Origin of the sequence: Micromonospora sp. NPDC051925 (assembly GCF_044548625.1) — a bacterium.
Taxonomy (GTDB): Bacteria; Actinomycetota; Actinomycetes; order Mycobacteriales; family Micromonosporaceae; genus Micromonospora.
In genome coordinates this window covers 188,957-207,090 of sequence record NZ_JBIUCH010000007.1, presented here as the reverse complement: position 1 = coordinate 207,090, position 18,134 = coordinate 188,957, and the positions used below count along the sequence as shown (strand labels likewise).

Here is an 18,134-nt window from a genome sequence, read left to right as displayed (position 1 = left end):
CGGGCCAACCCGCGCCGCGGACCGGCGGGGCGGCCTGGCCGCCGGGCTGTGTAGGCCCCGGCGGCGGCCCGTCGGGGCGGGGGGCGGGACGGCCGGGTCGAGGCGGCTCAGGCCCGGCCGACGCCGGGACGGACCGACCCGGGCCACCAGCCGGCGGCTGGTCGGGTTGTCCACCGGGCTGCACCGGACGGGGGCCGCCGGGCGTCGACGCCTCCCGCCGCAGACCCGACGGAGCAGCGAGCGGACCGCCCGGCGGTGCAGACTCCGGCCGGGCACCCGGCGGTGTCGGCTCCGGTCGGGCACCCGCTGAGCCGGGCTCCGGCCGGGGGCCCGGGGGCACCGGCTGCGGCCGGGAACCCTGCTGCGGTGGGCGGGGACCGCCGGGCGTCGACCCGTCGGAACGCGGGACAGGCTGGCCGACCCGCGGAGCAACCGGCCCCCCCGGACCGGGTGACGGACCGGTCTGCGGCGCGGCCGGACCCCGTCCGACGGGCGGCGGGACCGGACCACGGACCGGCGGAACCGGGCCGCCGTCCGGGCCGAGTTCGGTACGCTGCTGCTTCGCCGTACGCAGGTCGTCGATCCAGCCGAACTCCTCGCCGGCCGGCTCGGGCGGGGCGTCGTCGCCGCCGCGTCCCCGACCCCACCGGCGTCCCTTGGCGCGAGGTTCACGCCGTTCGTCAGGACCGTCCTGCGGTTGCTCGCCGCCACGAGATGTCACTGCTGAACCTCCCCGGCGGCATTGCCGCCGTCCTCATCCGCCCCACCGGCGTGCTCCGTGCCCGACGGGTGACGGCCGTTCACCACCGGCACCGGCCCCTCGGGGCGCGACGCAGGGGCGGACAGCCCCCGGACGATCCGGCGCAGCAGGGGCAGCCGCGCGGCCACCGACCGCTCGGCACCGTGCCCGCTGGGCCGGTAGTAGTCGGTCCCGACGAGGTCGTCGGGAGCGTACTGCTGGGTGACCACTCCGCGCTGGTCGTCGTGCGGGTAGCGGTAGCCCGTGCCGTGCCCGAGCCCCCGGGCGCCGGAGTAGTGCGCGTCGCGCAGCCCGCGCGGCACCGCGCCGCCCCGACCGGCCCGTACGTCGGCCATCGCCGCCCCGATCGCGGTGGTCGCCGAGTTGGACTTGGGCGCGGTGGCCAGGTGGATCACCGCCTGGGCGAGGTTGAGCTGGGCCTCGGGCAGGCCGACGTACTCCACCGCGTGCGCGGCGGCGGTGGCGACCGACAGCGCGGACGGGTCGGCCAGGCCGACGTCCTCACTGGCGAAGATCACCATCCGGCGGGCGATGAACCGGGCGTCCTCCCCGGCGACCAGCATCCGGGCCAGCCAGTGCAGCGCGGCATCGACGTCCGAACCGCGCATGCTCTTGATGAAGGCGCTGGTCACGTCGTAGTGCGCATCGCCGTCGCGGTCGTAGCGCACGGCCGCCACGTCCACCGCCTGCTCGGTGGTGGCCAGGTCGATCCGGTCGACGCCGAGCGCCGTCGCCGAGGCCGCCGCCGCCTCCAGCGCGGTCAGCGCCTTGCGGACGTCGCCGCCGGCGAGGCGTACCAGGTGGTCCTCGGCGTCGGTGGCCAGGGTGAGCGCGCCACCGAGGCCGCGCGGGTCGGTCACCGCGCGGCGCAACAGGCCACGCACGGCCGCGTCGTCCAGCGGCTGGAGGGTGAGCAGCACGCACCGGGACAGCAGGGGTGAGATGACGGAGAAGTACGGGTTCTCGGTGGTCGCCGCGAGCAGGGTGACCGTGCGGTCCTCGACGGCGGCGAGCAGCGAATCCTGCTGGGTCTTGCTGAACCGGTGCACCTCGTCGATGAAGAGCACGGTCTGCGGGCCACCGGAGCGGCGCTGGCGACGGGCGGTCTCGATGACGGCCCGGACGTCCTTGACCCCGGCGGAGAGCGCCGACATGGCCACGAAGCGGCGGTCGGTGGCCCGGGCCACCAGGTGGGCGATGGTGGTCTTGCCGCTGCCCGGCGGGCCCCAGAGGATGACCGACAGCGCCGCGCCGCCGCCGACGAGTTGGCGCAGCGGGGCACCGGGCGCGAGAAGGTGTTCCTGCCCGACCAGTTCGTCGATGCTCGCGGGCCGCATCCGGACCGGCAGCGGGGCGTCCTCCCCCACCGAGGCGAAGTCGTCGACGCCGACGGAGCCCGCGGGGGCGCTGGGCGCCGCGGCGGGTGCACCGAGGGAGAAGAGGGCGTCGGAATCCATCAGGAAGACAGTACCGGGCGCGGCCCACGACGCCGGAATCGCGCCGTGGGCCCGCCCGTTCTGATCCGTTGCGGTCAGCCGCGACCCGGCCGGCGGCCCCGGTACCACCGGCCCCCGCCACCGCCGCGCGGGCCGCTGCCGACGCCGGCCAGGTAGAGCGAGAGCAGCAGCAGGCCGATCAGCACCAGGGTGTTCCAGTTGAACAGGTCGGGAGCGCCGAGTTTGGTGTTGAGGAGGTCCAGCAGGAGCGCGAAGCCGAAGACGACGGCCGCGAGGATGGCGAGCATGTGTATGTCCTCCGGTAGGGGGTTCCCAGTAGGTCGGCCCGGATGTACCCGATCGGTCGACTCGTCAATCTCCATCGTGGAGATCGCCGCTGGTGGGCCGATCCACCCCCGGCCGGGTTCTAGGCTGCTCGCATGATCGACTTCGACCGGGAACTCACCGGGCGGGCCGCCGTCCTGGCCGCCACCGACCACCACCCGTACGTGCGGCACTCACTGCGGCTCGGTGACGATCCGCACGGCTGGATCCGGCAGGGCGCGGTGGCCTGGCTGGTCACGCCGGAGAACGGCCGGGCGGGCGGCGTGCTCGGCCCGGCCGGGGCCGCGGTGGAGCTGGTCGCGGCGCTGGCCGCCGTCGGCGCCGTCCGGGCCGGGCAGTACCTGCAGCTCCCCCGGACGGCCCGGGACCTGCTGGTCGACCGGTTCGCCGCGACCCGGGTCGACGAGTGGGACTTCCTCTGGACCAGCGTCCCCCCGCCACCGCAGCCCGGCCAGGAGCGGGTGGTCCGTCTCGGCGCGGCGGACCACCCGGCGTTGGCGGCGCTGATCGGAGACGCCTTCCCCACCTCCTCGTCACGCCCGGGCGACTCCACGATCGTCGACTGGTACGGCATCCACGACGGCGGCCGGTTGATCGCCTGCGGGGCGGACCGCAGCCGGAGCGACGTCGGTTTCGTCGCCGGGCTCACCGTGGCCCGCGACCGCCGCGGTCGCGGGCTGGGGGCCGCGTTGACCGCCGGGATGACCCGGGCCCTGCTCTCCCGGTACGACCACGTCGCGCTGGGTGTCTACCGCGACAATGTCGGGGCGCTGCGGCTCTACCGCCGACTCGGCTTCACCGGAAGCCTGGAGCGCAGCTCGGTGTGGCTCGGCTGAGCCCGCCGGGACGGCCCGCCGAACATCCTGGGGCGCAGCGCCGGGTGGCTCGACGGAGCCCGCCGGGGCGGCCCGCCGGCCGGCCCACCAGGCGGGCAGGTAGAGCGGGGCGGCCACCGCCAGCACCACGGCGCCGACCACCATCGCCGTACCGACGCCGCGGTGGTCGGCCAGTGCGGTGAGCAGCACCGCGCCGAGGGCGAAACCCGGCTGCCCCATCATCGAGTTCAGCGAGATGACGCTGGTCCGGTACGGCCCGTCGACCTGGCGGTGCAGCAGCCCCAGGTGCAGGGGGTTGGACGCCCCGTGCACGGCGTAACAGGCCAGGTAGGCGACCAGCACCCCGACCGGCCCGGCGAGCAGTCCCATGCCGAGCACGGTGGCACCCTGCACGATCCGCAGCAGCGCGGCGGCGGGGGCGGCGCCGAACCAGCGCAGCAGCAGCGGGGTCGCCGCCGCACCGGCCGCCGAGACGAGCCAAGCCGCCGAGTTGGCCGGGCCGAGCAGCGCCGCCGCCCGTTCGGCGTCGCCGACCACGTCGGCCAGTCGGATCGGCAGCAACGACTCGAAGGTCACCATGCCGAAGCCCCAGAACAGCTCCACCGAGACCAGGGCGAGCAGCACCCGGGAGCGGCGCAGCAGGCCGATGGCCTGCCCCACCATCCGGGGCGCCGCCACGGCCGAGGCGCGCAGCGCGCCGGGCCCCCGGGGCGGGCCGGTCTCGACCAGCAGGAGCAGCAGGGCCACCAGGGCCACCGCCTGGAGCACGGCGGCGACCAGCACCGGCACGGTCAGGGCGCTGACCGGCCCGACCGGCCCGAGCGCGATGAGGCCACCGCCGAGCAGCGCGCCACCGGCGATGGCGAGGCCGGCCACGGTGCCGGCGAAGCCCAGGCCGGGCTCGTAGTCGGCGGCCGGGTCGGCGGCCAGGGTGGCGTCGACATACCAGGAGTCGAGTGGGCCGCTGTCGAGCGCCCGGTAGACGCCCTGCAGGGCCCAGACCAGGAAGAACAGCGCGAAGGAGTCGGCCACCGCGAACAGGCCGAGCGAGAGCAGGCTCACCGCCCAGGCGGTGACGAGGACCGGCCGGCGGCCGAGCGCGTCGGCCAGGCCACCGGTGGGTAGTTCCAGCACCAGCACCACCAGGCCCTGGGCGGTGGAGACCAGGCCGATCTGGGACAGCGACAGGCCGCGCTCCTGCATCAGCAGGATCATCGCCGGGATGGTCAGGCCGGCGGGCAGCCAGCGCAGCGCGTGGAGGGTGAGGTAGCGCAACCGGACCTGCCGTACGGTCAGCGTGCTCATCGGTACCTCTCCAGCAGCGGATAGGCGGCCAGGAAGACCTGCACCGGGCGGGCCTGCGGGTCGACGGGCTCGTGCTCGGCCTCGCGGTGGTACCGCTCCAGCAGCTGCCAGACCTCCGCCGTGAGCGCCGCCAGCCGGGCCGGCGGCACGGTCAGGAAGATGTCACTCATGCCGAACGCGTCCCGCCAGGCGGGCGTCGCCTCGTGCTGGGTGGCGAACCAGCGCTCGGCGTGCTCGACGAGCAGGCGTACCTGGTCGCCCTGGATCCACTCGATCGCGGCGCGGGCGTCGGGGTCGTCGTCGAAGTCGGTCGGCTCCCAACTGGTGACGTCGTGCGCCGCCTGCCACCAGCGCTGCCGCCCGGTGCCCCGGTCGCGGGCCTCGGTGACCAGCCCGACCTCGGCGAGCTGACGCAGGTGGTAGCTGGTGGCACCGGTGTTGGTGTCGAGCAGCTCCGCCAGCGTGGTGGCGGTGGCGGGCCCCTTGACCCGCAGGGCACCGAGCAGCCGCATCCGCAGCGGGTGCGCCAGCACCCGGACCTGCCGCTTGTCGATCCGCACGTCGCGCGGCACGGGCCGGGGGGTGACTCCATCGTGCGCCATGACCGCACAATACCTGTGCACACTTCCTGTGCACAATAAGTGTGCACAGGAAGTGTGCGTCGATCACCATGGGCCGGCACAAGCCGGGGTGGACGGGTCGGCGCGACCCGGGGCTGACGGGCCGGCCGTCAGCCGGCGAGGAGTTCGGTGACGCCGCGCAGCCGGGTCCGGAGCAGGCCGGCCGCGCGGGCGGAGTCGAGGCGTACGTACGTCGGGCGGACCAGCCCCGACGACGCGCCGGCGGCGGTCGTCAACCCACCCGGATCGAGCCCGTCCCGGCGGGCCACCAGCAACCCCAGGGTGGCCCGACTGACCGCGTCCGGGCCGGCCACGTTGAGCAGGCCGGCGTACGACGACGAGGCCAGCTCCAGCACGGCGTCGGCCAGGTCGGTGACGTCGATCGGGCAGCGCACCTCGTCGGTGAACAGGGTGCCCCGGCCGGCCAGCGCGTCCCGGCAGAGCTGGATCTGCTTGCTGCCCTCCCCCACGATCAGCGAGGTGCGCACCAGCACGGCCGACGGGTCGATCGCCCGGACCGCGGTCTCCGCCGCCGCCTTCGCCGCCCCGTAGAAGTGGATCGGACTGGGCGGCTCGTCGTCGCCGTACGGCTCGGGACGCCCGCCGTGCAGCGCGTCGCTGGACAGGTGCACCAGCCGCGCCCCCGCCTCGCACCCACCACTCCCCAGCAGCGATCAAGAGGTTTACGTCACCTCACGGCGTGATGATGACGTAAACCTCTTGATCAACGACACGGGGAGGAGGGGGAGGGGACGGGGGAAGGGGGACCGGGGTGGGGGAGGGGGTCAGACTGGGTCGGCTACCGGGGCGGCGGGGCCGGCGGTGCCGGGGGTGGGCTTGGGCTTGGCGTCGATGCCGGCTTCGGTGCGCTGCTGGGCGGTGATCGGGGTGGGGGCACCGGTCAGCGGGTCGAAGCCGCCGCGCGTCTTGGGGAAGGCGATCACCTCACGGATCGAGTCCGCCCCGGCGAGCAGCATGCAGACCCGGTCCCAGCCGAACGCGATGCCGCCGTGCGGCGGAGCGCCGTACTTGAACGCCTCGAGCAGGAAGCCGAACTTGTCCTGCGCCTCGTCGGGGGTGATGCCCAACAGGTCGAAGACCCGCTGCTGCACGTCACCCCGGTGGATACGGATCGAGCCGCCGCCGATCTCGTTGCCGTTGCAGACGATGTCGTACGCGTACGCCAGGGCCCGGTCCGGGGCCTGCTCGAACCGGTCCACCCACTCGGCGTTCGGCGAGGTGAACGGGTGGTGCACGGCCGTCCAGCCCCCCTCTTCCGTGCGCTCGAACATCGGCGCGTCGACCACCCAGCAGAACGCCCAGGCGCTCTCGTCGATCAGCTTGGCCCGCTTGGCGATCTCGATCCGGGCCGCGCCGAGCAGCTCCTGCGCCTCCCGCGCCTCGGTGCCGGCGGCGAAGAACACCGCATCGCCCGGCTTGGCCCCGACCGCGTCGGCCAGCCCACCCAGGTGCTCGGCGGAGAGGTTCTTGGCCACCGGCCCGCGTGCCTCGCCGGTCTCGGCGTCGAGCACCACGTACGCCAGGCCCCGCGCGCCGCGTGCCTTCGCCCAGTCCTGCCAGCCGTCCAGCTCCTTGCGGGTCTGCGCCGCGCCGCCCGGCATGACCACCGCGCCGACGTAGCCGCCCGCGTCGATCGCCCCGGCGAAGACCCGGAACTGCGTGCCGCGCAGGTACTCGGTCAGCTCGGTCAGCTCGACGCCGTAGCGCAGGTCGGGCTTGTCGGAGCCGTACCGGGCCATCGCGTCGTGCCAGGTGATCCGCGGGATCGGCCGGGAGATCTCGTGGTCGGCCAGGTCCTTCCACAGCGCCGAGACGATCGCCTCACCGAGTTCGATCACGTCGTCCTTGGTGACGAAGGACATCTCGATGTCGAGCTGGGTGAACTCCGGTTGGCGGTCGGCCCGGAAGTCCTCGTCGCGGTAGCAGCGGGCGATCTGGTAGTACCGCTCCATGCCGCCGACCATCAGCAGCTGCTTGAACAGCTGCGGCGACTGCGGCAGCGCGTACCAGCTGCCCGGCTGGAGGCGGACCGGGACCAGGAAGTCCCGGGCGCCCTCCGGGGTGGACCGGGTCAGCGTCGGCGTCTCGATCTCCAGGAAGTCCCGCTCGTGCAGCACCCCCCGGGCCAGCTGGTTGGCCCGGGAGCGCAACCGCAGGGCGTTGGCCGGGCCGCTGCGGCGCAGGTCCAGGTAGCGGTACCGCAGCCGGATGTCGTCGCCGGCCTCGACCTGGTCGTCGACCGGCAGCGGCAGCGGCGCGGCCTCGGAGAGCACCTCCAGCGCGGCGGCGGTCACCTCGATCTCGCCGGTGGGCAGTTCCGGGTTGTCGTTGCCCTCGGGACGCCGGGTCACCTCGCCGGTGACCTTGACGCAGAACTCGTTGCGCAACGCGTGCGCGTCCTCCTCACGGAAGACCACCTGGACCACGCCGGAGCCGTCGCGCAGGTCGACGAAGATGACACCGCCGTGGTCGCGCCGGCGGGCCACCCACCCGGCGAGCGTCACCGTGGTGCCGGCGTCCGTCGCGCGCAGGCTGCCGGCGTCATGGGTACGGATCACGACTAGCGTCTCCTCATCTGCGGTACGTCTACTCCCCCGCATTCTGTCAGCCGCCCCACCCGCCCGGTTGCGGGGTAAGGAAGGGCCCCTTCCCACGCCTGCGGTATGACAGGTCCCCCTGCTCACGTCTGGGTGGGCAGCAGTGGCGGCCGGTGGCCGACCCCTCGGTCAGCGAGCGGGCGTCGCGAGCGGCCCGCGTCGGCCCGGCCGGTCGGGTGATCCACGACGCGCGAAGCGGGCCGCCGGTGTCCCGACGGCCCGCCTCACGAGGTGGATCAGATGATGCTGACGCCGTAGACGCTCAACGGCTCGGTGACCGGCTGGAAGTACGTGGTGCCGCCGGAGGTGCAGTTGCCGCTGCCGCCGGAGGTGAGCCCGACGGCGCTGGTGCCGGAGAAGAGCGAGCCGCCGCTGTCGCCCGGCTCCGCGCAGACGTTGGTGCGGATCAGGCCGGAGACCGAGCCCTCGGCGTAGTTCACCGTGGCGTTGGTGGCCGTCACCGAGCCGCCCTTGAGGCCGGTGGTGCTGCCGGAGCGCTGCACGCTCTGGCCGACGAAGGCGTTGGCGGCGCCGGTGACGTCCTGGTAGCTGCCGTTGTAGAGGGAGACGTTGCCGGTCGCGTTCGCGGCGTTGCTGTGCCGGACGATGCCGTAGTCGTTGCCCGGGAAGCTGGTGCCGGTACGGGTGCCGAGCACGGACGTCTGGCCGGAGTTCGAGTACCAGGTCGAGCCGATGTTGGTGCAGTGACCGGCGGTCAGGAAGAAGGTCTGGCCGGCGCTGTTGCGGACGTTGAAGCCGAGCGAGCAGCGGCCACCGCCGGTGTAGATCGCCTGGCCACCGGAGATCCGGGTGCTGAGCACCCCGGCCTCGGCCTCGACGCGGACGGCACCACCGGTACGGGCGGCGGCGGCCTTGACCTGCGCGAGCTTGGCGCCGGTGATGGTGCTGTCGACCGAGACGACCACCTGGTTGGTGACCGCGTCGGTCCACCACGCGGTGCCCGGGATCTTCGCCGAGCGCTCCAGCTCGGCGGTGGCGGACCGGAGCTGGGCCGCACCCCGGGTGACCAGCTTCGGGGTGGCGCCGGCGGCGCGAACCTGCCGGGCGGCGGCGTCGTCGGTGACCGCGACGACCATCTTGCCGCTGGCGTCGGCGTAGGTGCCGGCGGCACGGTCGCCGAGGCGGTCGGCCAGGCTGGCGGCCGAGTCGGGGGATGCGGGCGAGGTGGGGGCCGCCTGAGCGGGCACGCCCAGCAGCGCGCCGGTGACCAGGGTGCTGGCCATGGCGACGGCGGCGGTGCGGCGGAGCAGAGACCTCGTGGGTCGCATGTAACAACCTCCGGAAGGGGGTGACGGGTGGCGTCACGAGAACGCACCCGGGGACAACCGGCCGACCTGGGGAAACCGGCCGATTGACTGAAGTATTCACATATTTAAGATCGTAAGCAAGACATGGCTTTGCCCGAATTCACCCCGCCGGCCGGTATGACGGCCAGGCAACACCGTGGACACATGTATGTCAGACCCGCTCCGGCCCCTTCCGGTGGGCAGGAGCGGGTCAGGCGTACGGCGACGGAGCGGGTGTGGGACACCCTGGTCCGGTCGGAGGTCGAGCCGGTCGGCGGGGCGTGCCCGACCGGCCCGGCTCGCGGTGCGGGCCGACCACCCGAACGGCGTCAGGCGCGGGCGGCCAGCCTGGCGGCGCGGGCGTCGCGCTTCTCCTCGAACCGGGACGCCGCCTGCTCCAGGCCGTCCAGGCGGGCGGCGATCCGGTCACGGGCGGCCTCACCCTCGGCGTCGAGGCCGGCGAGGTGGAACACGTTCCACTGGCGCAGCACCGGGGCGACCACGTCGTCGCGGTGCTGGCGCAGGTCGTAGATGCCGGCGAGGGCGATCGCCACCGACTTGCGGGTGAAGCCCTCGATGCCCACCCCGGGCATCTGGAAGTCCCCCAGCACCTCGTCGATCGCCCGCATCGTCTGGTTCGGGGCCACCTCGAGGGCCGCGCCGAGCAGGTTGCGGTAGAAGATCATGTGCAGGTTCTCGTCGGCCGCGACCCGGCCCAGCAGCGCCTCGCAGACCGGGTCGCCGGTGATCCGGCCGGTGTTGCGGTGCGAGATCCGGGTGGCCAACTCCTGGAACGACACATACGCCAGCGAGCGCAGCATCGACGAGTCGTGCGAGTTGCTGTAGCCGGCGGTCATGTGCACCATCCGGGCCCGCTCCAGGGCCACCGGGTCGACCGCCCGGGTCACCGTCAGGTAGTCCCGGATCGCGGTGCCGTGCCGCCCCTCCTCGGCCGTCCACCGGCCCACCCAGGTCCCCCACGCCCCGTCCGGCCCGAACAGGCTGGCGATCTGGTGGTGGTACGACGGCAGGTTGTCCTCGGTGAGCAGGTTGACGATCAACGCGGTCCGGGCGATGTCGGGCAGCGTCGAGTCCCCCTCCGACCACGCCTCGCCGCCGAGCGGGCCGTCGAAGGTGCGACCCTCGCTCCACGGCACGTACTCGTGCGGGAACCACTCCTTCGCCACCGACAGGTGACGGTCGAGGTTCTTGGCGACCACGGGTTCGAGTTCGTGGAGCAGCGCGGTCTGGCTCAGTTCGGTCACAGGGGCCTCCCTACGGTGGCGTAACTTACGCCACCGTAGGTCCCCGACGGCGTACGCGCCAGTAACCGGGGCTCAGCCGACCAGCGGTTTCAGGTCCACGCCCGGCGGCGTCCACTCCCCGGCCACGGCGCTCACCTGCTCGCCCGAGCGGATGTCCTTGACCTGGTCACCTTCGGCCCCCGGGAACCACACGTACGGGATGCCACGCCGCTCGGCGTACCGGATCTGCTTGCCGAACTTCGCGGCGTTCGGCGACACCTCGGTCGGGACGCCCCGGGACCGCAGCGCCTCGGCCACGGCGTTGCTGGCCGCCCGCTCCTCCTCGACACCGACCGCGACCAGCACACAGGTCGGCACGCTGCGGGAGATCGACAGCGCCTCGGCACCGAAGAGCAGGCCGAGCAGCCGGGTCACCCCGATCGAGATGCCCACCCCGGGGAAGCGGACCGCACCGGAGCTGGCCAGGTCGTCGTACCGGCCACCGGAGCAGATCGAGCCGAACCGCTCGTAGCCGACCAGCGACGTCTCGTAGACGGTGCCCGTGTAGTAGTCCAGGCCCCGGGCGATGCGCAGGTCGGCGACGCAGAGCCCCGGCGCGTGGGCGGCGGCGGTCTCCACCACCGCGACCAACTCGGCGATGCCCTCGTCGAGCAGCGGATCGGTCACCCCGAGGGCGCGCACCGCGTCGGCGAAGGAGGCGTCCGGTGCGGAGATCTCGGCCAGCGCCAGGCACGCCTTGGCCTGCGCCTCGCTCGCCCCGGCCGTCTCGGCCAACAACGCGGCCACCTTCGCCGGGCCGATCTTGTCGAGCTTGTCGACCGCGCGCAGCGCCGCCTCCGGGTCGGTCAGCCCGATGCCCCGGTAGAAGCCCTCGCAGATCTTGCGGTTGTTGACCTGGATCACCACCGGCGGGATGGGCAGCGAGCGCAGCGCGTCGCCGATCACCAGCGGCATCTCCGCCTCGTAGTGCGCCGGCAGGGTGTCCCGGTCGACGATGTCGATGTCGGCCTGGAGGAACTCCCGGTAGCGCCCCTCCTGCGGGCGCTCGCCCCGCCACACCTTCTGGATCTGGTAACGACGGAACGGGAACTGGAGCTTGCCGGCGTTCTCCAGCACGTACCGGGCGAACGGCACGGTCAGGTCGAAGTGCAGGCCGAGCGAGTCGTCGCCGGCCGGGCCGTCCGCGTCGGCCTGCAACCGGCGCAGCAGGTAGACCTCCTTGGAGGTCTCCCCCTTGCGCAGCAGCTGGTCCAGCGGCTCCACCGAGCGGGTCTCCAGCGGCGCGAAGCCGTACAGCTCGAAGGTGTGGCGGATCCGGTCGAGGACGAACTGCTCGATCATCCGCTGGGACGTGGTCCACTCCGGGAAGCCGGAGATGGGCGTGGGCTTGCTCATGGCGTACTCCTTGCGGGTCCGCGCGGGGCGCGGTGAGATCGGAGGTCCGCGCGCGGCGCGGACGAGAAGCTACAGGCCGCGGGTGGGGGCCGCCGGGCGTGCGCCGCCGGGGCCCGCCACCTCGGCGAGGTACGGATTGCTGGCGCGCTCGCGGCCGATGGTGGTCGCGGGGCCGTGGCCGGGCAGGACGACGGTGTCGTCGGCCAGCGGAAGGACCTTCTCCCGCAGGCTGGTCAGCATCCGGGGCATGCTGCCGCCCGGCAGGTCGGTGCGGCCGATCGAGCCGGCGAAGAGCACGTCCCCGGAGAGGCAGATCTGCTCCGCCTCCCAGGGCGAGCCGGCGCCGGGCAGCCGGAACAGCACCGACCCGCCGGTATGGCCCGGGGCGTGGTCGACGGTGATCTCCAGGCCGGCCAGCGCCAGCGTCGCCCCGTCGGTCAGCTCCGCGACGTCGTCGGGCTCGGTGTACGGCAGTCGGCCGCCGAACAGCGAGGTGAGGTCCATCGAGAGCGCCTTGCTCGGATCGGCCAGCAGCTCCCGGTCGTCCGGGTGCACGTACGCCGGGATGCCGCGGGCGCCACAGACCGGCGCGACGGAGAAGGTGTGGTCGAGATGGCCATGGGTGAGCAGCACCGCGGCCGGGTGCAGGCGGTGCTCGGCGAGCACGGCGTCGAGCCGGTCGAGCACCCCGATGCCGGGGTCGACCACCACGCACTGCTCCCCGGGCGCGGTCGCCACCACGTAACAGTTGGTGCCGAAGGCGTCCGCGGGAAAGCCGGCCACGAGCACGTCCGCTCCCCTTCCGTTCGAGTCGTCCGTCTCCTGGGCAGCCTAGTCGCCGCCGGCGATCCGGTATCCGCGCCCACCCGTCCCGCCAGCCCCGTACGGCACAGTGACGCACTTTGATAAAGCCAGGTCGGACCTCGTACACCACTTTCACAGCGGGTACCCGTACACTCTGCGGGCGTGTGGCGTGGCGCACCTGCGGACACAGCGGGCGCGAACGGCCCGACCGCCGGTGACGACCAGGTTAGAGGAAGGGGAGCACGGGTGGCTTCCAGCAGGGACCGGCAGCGCAAGCTCGCGCGGGAGAAGCTCGACCGGCAGTTGGCCCGGCGGGCCGCCGCCGCCCGGCGGCGTCGACAGATCCAGGCCGGGGTCGGTGCGGCCGTCGTGCTGGTGCTGATCGTGGCCGGCGCGGCCTGGGGACTGGGCGCCTTCGACCGTGACCCCGAGCAGAAGGCGGCCGAGGACGTCTGTCTGTGGACGCCGCAGGACGCGAGCGCCAACACCAACCTCAAGGACGTCGGCACGCCGGCCACCAAGGATCTGCCCACCTCCGGGGTGCGTACCATGACCGTCGACACCGACCAGGGCGGCCCGATCACCGCCGAGCTGGATCTCGCCGGGGCGCCCTGCGCCGGGGCGAGCATCGCCCACCTGGCCGCGGCGTCGTTCTACGACAACACCAAGTGCCACGAGATCACCGCCGAGGGCGCGCTGCGCTGCGGCGACCCGAGCGGCACCGGCCTGGGTGGCCCCACCTACTCGTTCTACAACGAGAACGTGCCGACCGCGCCCGAGGCGAGCCCCTCGGCCAGCCCGCAGCCCGGACAGCCGCCGACCTATCCCAAGGGCACGGTCGCGATGATCGGCAACCCACCGGGTGCCAACGGCAGCCAGTTCCTGCTCTTCTTCAAGGATTCCAGCCCGGCCCAGCCCGCGTACCCGATCATCGGCCGGATCACCGGCGGCCTCGACGTGGTCGAGAAGATCGGCGCCCTGCCGACCGTGGACAACGGGGCGGGCGCCAAGGTCAAGCCGAAGACCGACGTGGTGATCCGCAAGCTCACCGTCGGCGAGGCGCAGGCCGCGCCGGCCCCGGCGACCGGTTCCCCGGCCGCGTCCCCGGCCGCCAGCCCGAGCGCCGGCTGAGCCGGCCCACCACCCGTACCTGCGGCCCCGCCGCGCCAGAGAAAGTCCAGGAGGAGTGACCGTGACGTCCACGAGAGAGCGGCAGCGCGCGGCGGCGCGGGCCCGACTTGAGCGGGAGATGGCCGAGCGCTCGGCCCGGGCCCGCAAGCGCCGGCAGACGCAGGCGATCGTCGGGGCCGCCGCCATCCTGGTGCTCGTGGTCGCCGGTACCGTCTGGTTGGCCACCAGCCTCGGTGGCGACGACGATGACAGCAAGCAGCAGGCCGCCGGCACCGAGGGCTTCTCGCAGTGCACCTACACCGAGACGCCGAAGGAGGGCCGGCCGGCCCAGGTCAAGGACGTCGGGCTGCCCCCGAACCAGCAGGCCAACAAGGGCACCCAGACGATGACCATCGACACCAACCTGGGCCCGATCGTCGCCAAGATCGACCGGACCAAGGTGCCCTGCACCGCCGGCAGCTTCACCCACCTGGCCAGCAAGGGCTTCTTCGACAACACCAAGTGCCACCGGCTGGTGACCGAGGGCATCAAGGTGCTCCAGTGCGGCGACCCGAGCGCGACCGGCAAGGGCTGGCGGCAGACCGACGGCACCGGCGGGCCCAGCTACAGCATGGCTGAGGAGAACCTGCCGACCGACAAGCGGCCCCCCTACCCGGAGGGCGTCATCGCGATGGCCAACGCCGGGCAGGGCAGCACCGGCAGCCAGTTCTTCATCGTCTACGGCGACTCGCAGCTCGACCCGAACTACACCGTGCTGGGCACCATCACCTCCGGCATGGACCTGGTCAAGCAGGTCGGGGCGGCCGGCGACGACAAGGCGTTCGCGCAGCAGGCGGGGGGTGGCCACCCCAAGAAGGAGGTCACCATCACCAAGCTGACGATGAGCGACATCGAGGGCTGACCAGCACGCACCATACGACGAAGCGCCCGCCGGCTGAGCCGGCGGGCGCTTTCTCACATCCTGCTCCTGAGGAAATTTTCGCAGTGCTCCAAGTCCAGCGCTACAGGGTAAAGCCGCCAGTGATCCAGGTCATCAAACTTACGACTCCGTCTCGCATTTGGGGGTGACGGAGGATGCTCACCACCGAGCACCGCGACCGTTCATAGTCATGGCACTAGAAGATCCGGACTAGCGTCAAGGCCTTTCCCGGAAGCGGCCAAGTGATACTTTCGCCCGGCATAAGACCAATTTCAGGTCCGCTCGTAGGGCGGACCGCAGCATCGTTGTTCCCAGCACTGAACTTGACGAAGGAACCGATCAGTGGAGTACTCCCAATACCTGAGAAGCAAGTGCTGATATTCAGAGCGTTGGTCAGCTTTACGGTCGAACTAGTGCAGGGCACACTTGATATGGCGAATGCAGGCGAGGTGGGTAATACCATCACAGTGACACCCATCGCAACTGAAGCAACCAGAACTCGCTTGATTCCTCTTCGCACTAAATCGCCTTTCTCGCAGCCCGAATCCCGCAGTGGCGGAATCTTCATCCGAGGATCACTCCCCGCAATCAGGCTATCACGAATAGCGATATAGAGATACCTTAGCCACGGTCTCGCTACGGTGCTGCGAAACTATCTCCAGGAAGACAGGCGCGAACATCGTTCTTCCCATTCAGACAATTCATCGCCGCAGACATACCCGAGGCACGGGATTATTACGTCGAAGCCGCCCGCAGGCTCGGGCGACCATGATCAGCCGTCCAGTAGTCGCTGCCCTGTCAACGCTCACGGCAGTCAGCTCCGCCAGAAATACTCTTCGTCAGCTGCTCGCCGCAGCGCCGAGCCAAACCCAAGCGCTCCACACCATTGCGTAGTTCGTGTAGAACAGCCTCACACCCGCAGCAACATCGCCCGCGCACGAAGAATGCAGCGCACGCGAGACCGTGTAGCTCAGCCACTGCAGCAGCCGATGGCTCTCTTTGAGACCTGAACTGCGCCCACTCACCGCCAGCACCACCTGACGGCCAAAGAAGCACCTCGATAGAATCTAAGGTCAGGCGCCGGAGGTGACCCGGTAGGCGTCGAAGACCCCGTCGACCTTGCGGACGGCGGCCAGCAGGTGCCCCAGGTGCTTCGGGTCGGCCATCTCGAAGCTGAACCGGCTCACCGCCACCCGGTCCCGGGTGGTGGTGACCGTCGCCGACAGGATGTTGACCCGCTCCTCGGAGAGCACCCGGGTGACGTCGGCCAGCAGCTTGTGCCGGTCGAGGGCCTCCACCTGGATGGCCACCAGGAACGTGGAGGCGGAGGTGAGCTTCCAGCTGACCTCTACCACCCGCTCGGCCTGGGCCCGCAGATCCTCGGCGTTGGCGCAGTCGTCCCGGTGCACGCTGACCCCACCGGAGCGGGTGACGAACCCGAAGACCGAGTCCGGGGGCACCGGCGTGCAGCAGCGGGCCAGCTTGATCCAGACGTCGCTGACGCCCCGCACCACCACACCGGGATCGCTGCTGTTCTGCCGGCTGTGCGGCGGACGGGTGGCGACGGCGGTCTCGGCGATGTCCTCCGCCGCGCCCTCCTCGCCGCCGTACGCGGCCATCAGCTTCTGCACCACCGACTGCGCCGACACCTGGCTGTCGCCGACCGCCGCGTAGAGCGAGGCGACGTCGGCCAGGTGCAGGTCCCGGGCGATCGCCATCAGCGCGTCGGAGGTGAGCATGCGCTGCAACGGCATGCCCTGCTTGCGCATCGCCTTGACGATCGAGTCCTTGCCGGCCTCGATCGCCTCCTCCCGCCGCTCCTTGTTGAAGTACTGGCGGATCTTGGTACGGGCCCGGGGGCTCTTGACGAAGCTCAGCCAGTCCTGCGTCGGACCGGCCGTGTCCGACTTCGAGGTGAAGATCTCGATCACGTCACCGTTGGACAGCGTCGACTCCAACGGCACCAACTTGCCGTTGACCCGCGCCCCGATGCACTTGTGCCCGACCTCGGTGTGCACCGCGTACGCGAAGTCCACCGGCGTCGACCCGGTCGGCAGCGGGATGACGTCACCCTTGGGGGTGAAGACGTACACCTCCTGGCTGGACAGGTCGAAGCGCAACGCGTCGAGGAACTCCGACGGGTCGGCCGCCTCCCGCTGCCAGTCCAGCAACTGCCGCAGCCAGGTCATCTCGTCGATGTGCGCGGGCGGGCCGACGATCTGGGTGCCCTTGTGCTCCTTGTACTTCCAGTGCGCGGCGATGCCGAACTCGGCGGTGCGGTGCATCGCGTACGTGCGGATCTGCATCTCCACCGGCTTGCCGGTCGGCCCGATGACCGTCGTGTGCAACGACTGGTACATGTTGAACTTGGGCATCGCGATGTAGTCCTTGAACCGGCCCGGCACCGGCTGCCAGTTGGCGTGGATGACCCCCAGCGCCGCGTAGCAGTCCCGCACCGTGTCGACCAGGATCCGCACCCCGACCAGGTCGTAGATGTCGTTGAAGTCGCGACCCCGCACGATCATCTTCTGGTAGATCGAGTAGAGGTGCTTCGGCCGCCCGGTCGTCTCCGCCTTGATCTTGGCGGCCTTCAGGTCGGTGCCGACCTTCTGGGTGACCTGCCGCAGCAGCGACTCCCGCTGCGGCTGGTGCTCCCCGATCAGCCGGAGGATCTCCTCGTACCGCTTCGGGAACAGGGTGCCGAAGGCCAGATCCTCCAACTCCCACTTGATGGTGTTCATCCCGAGGCGGTGGGCCAGCGGGGCCAGGATCTCCAGCGTCTCCTTGGCCTTCTGCTCGCGCTTCGGCGCCGGCAGGAAGGAGAGCGTACGCATGTTGTGCAGCCGGTCGGCCAGCTTGATCACCAGGACCCGCGGGTCCTTCGCCATCGCCACGACCATCTTGCGGATCGTCTCCGCCTTGGCCGCGTCGCCGAGCTTGACCTTGTCGAGCTTCGTCACGCCGTCGACGAGCAGGGTGACCTCGGGACCGAAGTCGGCCCGCATCTGGTCGAGGGTGTACTCGGTGTCCTCGATCGTGTCGTGCAGCAGCGCCGCCACCAGCGTGGTGGTGTCCATCCCCAGGTTGCCCAGGATGGTCGCCACCGCGAGCGGATGGGTGATGTACGGGTCGCCGGACTTGCGGTACTGACCGGAGTGCCAGCGCGCGGCCATGTCGAAGGCCCGCTGGAGCAGCCGGGCGTCCGCCTTGGGGTGATTCTCCCGGTGACTCGCGATCAGCGGTTCGAGCACCTCGCTGACCTGCGAACTCTGCCAGGGCGCGTTGAACCGGGCCAGCCGCGCCCGCACCCGACGCCCGGTCGGCGCGTTGGACAGCGCGAAACCGGCGCTCGGCGACGCGTCGTCGTCGAGCGACGACCCCGCGAGCGCGCCG

12 protein-coding genes and 2 pseudogenes are annotated in these 18,134 nt (G+C 71.8%); 3 read left to right on the top strand and 11 right to left on the bottom strand.

Translation table 11 applies throughout. From position 1 onward, the window contains the following. Window positions 1-717 precede the first annotated feature (717 nt). Both ACIG87_RS11765 and ACIG87_RS11760 read right to left on the bottom strand, forming a co-directional pair. A complete protein-coding gene (locus ACIG87_RS11765; protein WP_396850428.1) occupies window positions 718-2,217 on the bottom strand; it encodes a replication-associated recombination protein A in 1,500 nt (499 codons plus the stop codon). Between the two features lie 74 nt (window positions 2,218-2,291). Continuing rightward, window positions 2,292-2,504: a hypothetical protein gene (locus ACIG87_RS11760; protein WP_396850427.1), complete on the bottom strand. Its 213-nt coding sequence runs from the start codon at window positions 2,502-2,504 to the stop codon at window positions 2,292-2,294. A 132-nt stretch (window positions 2,505-2,636) separates the two neighbouring features. Between ACIG87_RS11760 and ACIG87_RS11755 the strand changes: the two genes are divergently transcribed. After that, window positions 2,637-3,377: a GNAT family N-acetyltransferase gene (locus ACIG87_RS11755; RefSeq protein ID WP_396850425.1), complete on the top strand. Its 741-nt coding sequence runs from the start codon at window positions 2,637-2,639 to the stop codon at window positions 3,375-3,377. Here the strand turns inward: ACIG87_RS11755 and ACIG87_RS11750 are convergent. From ACIG87_RS11750 to ACIG87_RS11715, 8 genes and pseudogenes are all read right to left on the bottom strand, one after another. Continuing rightward, a pseudogene (locus tag ACIG87_RS11750) lies at window positions 3,366-4,682 on the bottom strand (MFS transporter); the annotation flags it as partial. The gene ACIG87_RS11755 and the pseudogene ACIG87_RS11750 overlap by 12 nt on opposite strands. Next, window positions 4,679-5,284, bottom strand: a complete 606-nt coding sequence (locus tag ACIG87_RS11745; RefSeq protein WP_396850423.1) for an ArsR/SmtB family transcription factor — start codon at window positions 5,282-5,284, stop codon at window positions 4,679-4,681. The pseudogene ACIG87_RS11750 and the gene ACIG87_RS11745, both read right to left, overlap by 4 nt. A 128-nt stretch (window positions 5,285-5,412) precedes the next feature. Continuing rightward, window positions 5,413-5,970 (bottom strand): sugar nucleotide-binding protein, encoded by a 558-nt coding sequence (locus ACIG87_RS11740; RefSeq protein WP_396850564.1) that lies wholly within the window; start codon window positions 5,968-5,970, stop codon window positions 5,413-5,415. A gap of 117 nt (window positions 5,971-6,087) precedes the next feature. Then, entirely contained in the window at window positions 6,088-7,881 is a 1,794-nt protein-coding gene (gene aspS / locus ACIG87_RS11735) for an aspartate--tRNA ligase (protein ID WP_396850421.1), read from the bottom strand. A gap of 275 nt (window positions 7,882-8,156) precedes the next feature. Further along, window positions 8,157-9,209, bottom strand: a complete 1,053-nt coding sequence (locus tag ACIG87_RS11730; RefSeq protein ID WP_396850419.1) for a S1 family peptidase — start codon at window positions 9,207-9,209, stop codon at window positions 8,157-8,159. A gap of 347 nt (window positions 9,210-9,556) precedes the next feature. Then, on the bottom strand, window positions 9,557-10,492 hold the full coding sequence (locus ACIG87_RS11725; RefSeq protein WP_396850417.1) for an acyl-ACP desaturase: 936 nt from the start codon (window positions 10,490-10,492) through the stop codon (window positions 9,557-9,559). Between the two features lie 72 nt (window positions 10,493-10,564). Next, a complete protein-coding gene (gene hisS / locus ACIG87_RS11720) occupies window positions 10,565-11,887 on the bottom strand; it encodes a histidine--tRNA ligase (protein ID WP_396850416.1) in 1,323 nt (440 codons plus the stop codon). A 69-nt stretch (window positions 11,888-11,956) separates the two neighbouring features. After that, window positions 11,957-12,676 carry an MBL fold metallo-hydrolase gene (locus ACIG87_RS11715; RefSeq protein WP_396850414.1) on the bottom strand — a complete coding sequence of 240 codons (720 nt, stop codon included), beginning with the start codon at window positions 12,674-12,676 and terminating at the stop codon, window positions 11,957-11,959. Between the two features lie 261 nt (window positions 12,677-12,937). On the opposite strand from ACIG87_RS11715, the gene ACIG87_RS11710 reads away from it, so the two are divergent. Then, a complete protein-coding gene (locus ACIG87_RS11710) occupies window positions 12,938-13,822 on the top strand; it encodes a peptidylprolyl isomerase (protein ID WP_396850412.1) in 885 nt (294 codons plus the stop codon). Between the two features lie 61 nt (window positions 13,823-13,883). Further along, the gene (locus tag ACIG87_RS11705) at window positions 13,884-14,723 is read left to right on the top strand and encodes a peptidylprolyl isomerase (RefSeq protein ID WP_396850410.1); all 840 of its coding nucleotides are present in this window, start codon (window positions 13,884-13,886) and stop codon (window positions 14,721-14,723) included. Window positions 14,724-15,814: 1,091 nt separating this feature from the next. Here ACIG87_RS11705 and ACIG87_RS11700 read toward each other — a convergent pair. Further along, window positions 15,815-18,094: pseudogene (locus ACIG87_RS11700) on the bottom strand (RelA/SpoT family protein); the annotation flags it as partial. Window positions 18,095-18,134: the final 40 nt, after the last annotated feature.